Raw genomic sequence first — 3,618 nt, 5'->3', positions numbered from 1 at the left:
TTGCCATGGGAGCCAGTATGAACCCGCACAAAAGGGGTCCCGATTGGACGCCGATCACCCCTCATACGGGGTCCTTATTCCACGCCGATTCACAGTCCAGGATCTGCTGCAGCGGCTGCTCCCACGGCATGCTGGTGCCGGCGGCCAGGGCCGCCCGGGGCAAGAACAGCGCGATGGCCAGGGACCAGCGCAGGGGAAAACGCTTCATGACGGGTCTCCCGATGGATGAGGGGTGGGTAGCGCCAGCGGGCCGGCGCCCAGAGGTTCCAGGGCGTAGCCGTCATCGCCCTTGAGGCCGGCGACACGCCACAGCCCGGCCAGGCGTCGTTGCGGGCCCCGGCCGGCCAGGACGGCGATGAGGTCGATGGTCTCGGCGATGAGGGGCCGGGGCACGGTCACCACCGCCTCCTGCACCAGCTGCTCCAGCCGGCGCAGGGCGCCGGGGGCGGAGCCGGCGTGCAGGGTGGCGATGCCGCCGGGATGGCCGGTGCCCCAGGCCTTCAATAGGTCCAGGGCCTCGCGGCCGCGCACCTCGCCCACGGGAATGCGGTCGGGGCGCAGGGCCAGGCTGGCGCGCACCAGGTCTCCCATGCCCATGACACCCGGGCGGGTGCGCAAGGGCACCACATTAGGCACGTCGCAGCGCAGTTCCCGCCGGTCCTCGATCAGGATGATGCGGTCGCCCGTCCGGGCCAGTTCCCGCAACAGGGCGTTGGCCAGCGTGGTCTTGCCCGTGCCGGTGCCGCCGGCGATGAGAATGTTCCAGCGCTCGGCCACCGCGGCGCGCAAGGTGGCGGCCTGGCGGGCGGTCATGACCCGGGCGGCGACGTAATCGTCCAAGCCCAGGCCCATGGCCACCGGCTTGCGGATGGCGAAGGTGGGGCCGGTGACCACCGGTGGCAACAGGCCCTCGAACCGCTCCCCGCCCTGGCCATCGGCATCCAAGGGTAGTTCGGCGGAGATGGAGGGTCGGCCGCCATGCACCTCCTCCCCGGCGCAGGAGGCGACCAGGCGGATGATGCGCTCGCCATCGGCGGTGGACAGGCGATGACCGGTATCGGCCAGGCCAGCGGACAGATGGTCGACCCACAGCCGGCCATCGGGATTCAGCAGGATCTCCACGATGTCCGGCGCGCGCAGCAGGCCGGCCAGCAGCGGCCCCAGGGCGCTGCGCAGCATGCGGACCGTGCGGGCGGCCATCAGGGTGGGACCGTCAGACATGGGCCGCCTCCGCCGGTTCATCGTCTGGCGCCGGTTCGGCGTCCGCCCTGTCCGGGCTGGCGGCCTGGGGACGCTCCGGCCAGATCTCGACGCTGATCTCCTGCACCAGGCTCTCGCCGCGCTGCAGCCGGCGGCCCAGGGTGGCGATGTAGTTCTGGTAGCGCTGGGTGCCTTGGGCCTTGGCTGCGGCCTGGTGCTCGGCGGGGATGGGCATCGTCACCGACAGCCAGAAGCGCACGAACAGCGCCTGGGCCTCGATGGCGATGGTCAGGTCGCGCTCCACCCGCTCCAGCTGCCGCGACAGGCGGTCCAACCGGCGGGCGTAGGCGGCCTCGCGCCGGTCCAGGGCATCGGGCGACAGGAAGGAGGCCACCGCCGCCTCCACCAGCTGCGACCGGTGCACGCCCTGGCGCAGGGCCAGCTCGGTCAGCTGGTCGGCCAGCTTGGGATCGAAATAGCAGTTGAGGCGGCTTTTCATGGTCACAGCCCCATGCCGTCATCGGGGTCGAGCGCCGCCGCCCGGGCGATGGGCAGCCTGGCCATCACCCGCTGGCGCGGCCCCTCGTCATCGGGCCCGTCGTCGGCCACGGCAAACTCATCGGTGGGGTCCAGGGGCGGAGGGGCCTGTTCATGACCGGCAAGCTCTGGCTCCTGCCGGATGCCGCCCTCCTCGCCATCGGCACCGCCCGCGCCGCCGCCGGGACCGGTGGGATCTCCCAGGGCCGCCCGGCCGGACCAGTCGTCGGGCCGGCCCGGGGGGCGATCGGGATAGAAGTTGTCGTTGAGGGCCGGCGCCGGCAGGACACGGTCGCGCAGTTGCGGCTCCTCGTAATAGCGCAGCTTGCGCGCCCGGATGGGCGGCGTGCCCGCCACCATGACCAACTCGTCGGTGGCCGGCAGTTGCATGACCTCGCCCGGCGTCAGCAGGGGGCGCGCCGTCTCCTGCCGGCTCACCATCAGGTGGCTGAGCCAGGGCGCCAAGCGGTGGCCGGCGTAGTTGTTCATGGCCCGCTGCTCGGTGGCCGTGCCCAGGGCGTCGGAGATGCGCTTGGCCGTGCGCTCGTCGTTGGTGGCGAAGCACAGCCGGATGTGGCAGTTGTCCAGGATGGCGTCGTGCTCGCCGTAGGCCTTCTGGATCTGGTTCAGCGACTGGGCGATGAGGAAGGCGCGGATGCCGTAGCCCGCCTGGAAGGCCAGCGCCGTCTCGAAGAAATCCAGCCGGCCCAATGCTGGAAACTCGTCCAGCATCATCAGCAGGCGCCGGCGCCGGGCGGGGTTGTCCAGGCGCTCCGTCAGCCGGCGGCCGATCTGGTTCAGCACCAGGCGGATCAGCGGCTTGGTGCGGCTGATGTCGGAGGGCGGCACCACCAGGTAGAGCGACACCGGCCGCTCGCCCTCCATGAGGTCGGTGATGCGCCAGTCGCACCGCCCGGTCACCTTGGCCACCACCGGGTCGCGGTAGAGGCCCAGGAAGGACATGGCGGTGGACAGCACACCGCTGCGCTCGTTCTCCGACTTGTTCAGCAGCTCCCGCGCCGCCTGGGCCACCACCGGATGCACCCGGTCGCCCAGGTGCTTGGTCCGCATCATGACGCGCAGGGTGCGGTCGATGGGCCGGGCGGGGTCGGAGAGGAAGGCCGCCACGCCGGCCAGCGTCTTGTCCGCCTCGGCATAGAGGACATGAAGTATGATGCCGACCAGCAGGGCGTGGCTGGTCTTCTCCCAATGGTTCCGCCGCTCCAGCGCGCCATCCGGATCGACCAGAATGTCGGCGACGTTCTGAACATCGCGGACCTCACTAGCCCCCAGCCGCACTTCCAGCAGCGGGTTGTAGGCGGCGGACCGGGGATTGGTGGGGTCGAACAGCAGGCAGTGGGAAAACCGGTAGCGCCAGCCGGCGGTAACCGTCCAGTTCTCCCCCTTGAGGTCATGGACCAGGACGCTCTCGGTCCAGGTCAGCAGGGTGGGCACCACCAGCCCGACGCCCTTGCCGCTGCGGGTGGGCGCGAACACCAGGACGTGCTCCGGCCCGTCATGGCGCAGGTAGCGTCGCCCCATCCGCCCCAGCATCACCCCGGCATCGGCCAGCAGGCCGGCACCGCGCACCTCCTCGGCCACCGCCCAGCGGGCTGACCCGTAGGTGGCCACCTGACCGGCGGCACGGGCCCGCAGGGTGGAGCCAACCACGGCCACCAGCAGGGCGCCGACGCCGCCGGCACTGGCGATGCAGGCGCCAACCAGGAAGACGCGCGGAGCGTAGGCGTCGAAGCGCAGCCACCAGAAGAAAAACAGCTCAGGGCGATAGACGGGGCTGGCGCCCAGGAAGAACCAGGGCCGGCCCAAGGCGGGGGCATGGCCCAAGCGCCAGGCGACCCACTGGGTGGCGAGCCAGACGCC

General features: G+C 71.3%; 4 protein-coding genes. All 4 read right to left on the bottom strand.

What is annotated here, in order from left to right; all coding sequences use genetic code 11:
• Positions 1-61: 61 nt before the first annotated feature.
• Entirely contained in the window at positions 62-208 is a 147-nt protein-coding gene (locus FHS74_RS30030; protein WP_184807949.1) for a TrbC/VirB2 family protein, read from the bottom strand.
• On the bottom strand, positions 205-1,221 hold the full coding sequence (trbB, locus tag FHS74_RS30025) for a P-type conjugative transfer ATPase TrbB (RefSeq protein ID WP_246463481.1): 1,017 nt from the start codon (positions 1,219-1,221) through the stop codon (positions 205-207). Before trbB ends, FHS74_RS30030 begins: the two co-directional genes overlap by 4 nt.
• Positions 1,214-1,699 carry a conjugal transfer protein TraG gene (locus tag FHS74_RS30020; protein WP_184807948.1) on the bottom strand — a complete coding sequence of 162 codons (486 nt, stop codon included), beginning with the start codon at positions 1,697-1,699 and terminating at the stop codon, positions 1,214-1,216. Before FHS74_RS30020 ends, trbB begins: the two co-directional genes overlap by 8 nt.
• Positions 1,700-1,701: 2 nt before the next feature.
• Positions 1,702-3,618 (bottom strand): conjugal transfer protein TraG (locus FHS74_RS30015; protein WP_184807947.1); only part of this gene is annotated, 1,917 nt, incomplete at its 5' end.

The sequence above is a fragment of the Nitrospirillum iridis genome (assembly GCF_014205765.1).
Classification (GTDB): Bacteria; Pseudomonadota; Alphaproteobacteria; order Azospirillales; family Azospirillaceae; genus Nitrospirillum; species Nitrospirillum iridis.
This window is presented reverse-complemented; position numbering and strand designations above follow the sequence as displayed.

Bases quoted from the DNA above. Each gene is read 5' to 3' on its own strand.
- FHS74_RS30030 (WP_184807949.1), bottom strand. From the start codon at position 208: ATGAAGCGTTTTCCCCTGCGCTGGTCCCTGGCCATCGCGCTGTTCTTG.
- trbB (WP_246463481.1), bottom strand. From the start codon at position 1,221: ATGTCTGACGGTCCCACCCTGATGGCCGCCCGCACGGTCCGCATGCTG.
- FHS74_RS30020 (WP_184807948.1), bottom strand. From the start codon at position 1,699: ATGAAAAGCCGCCTCAACTGCTATTTCGATCCCAAGCTGGCCGACCAG.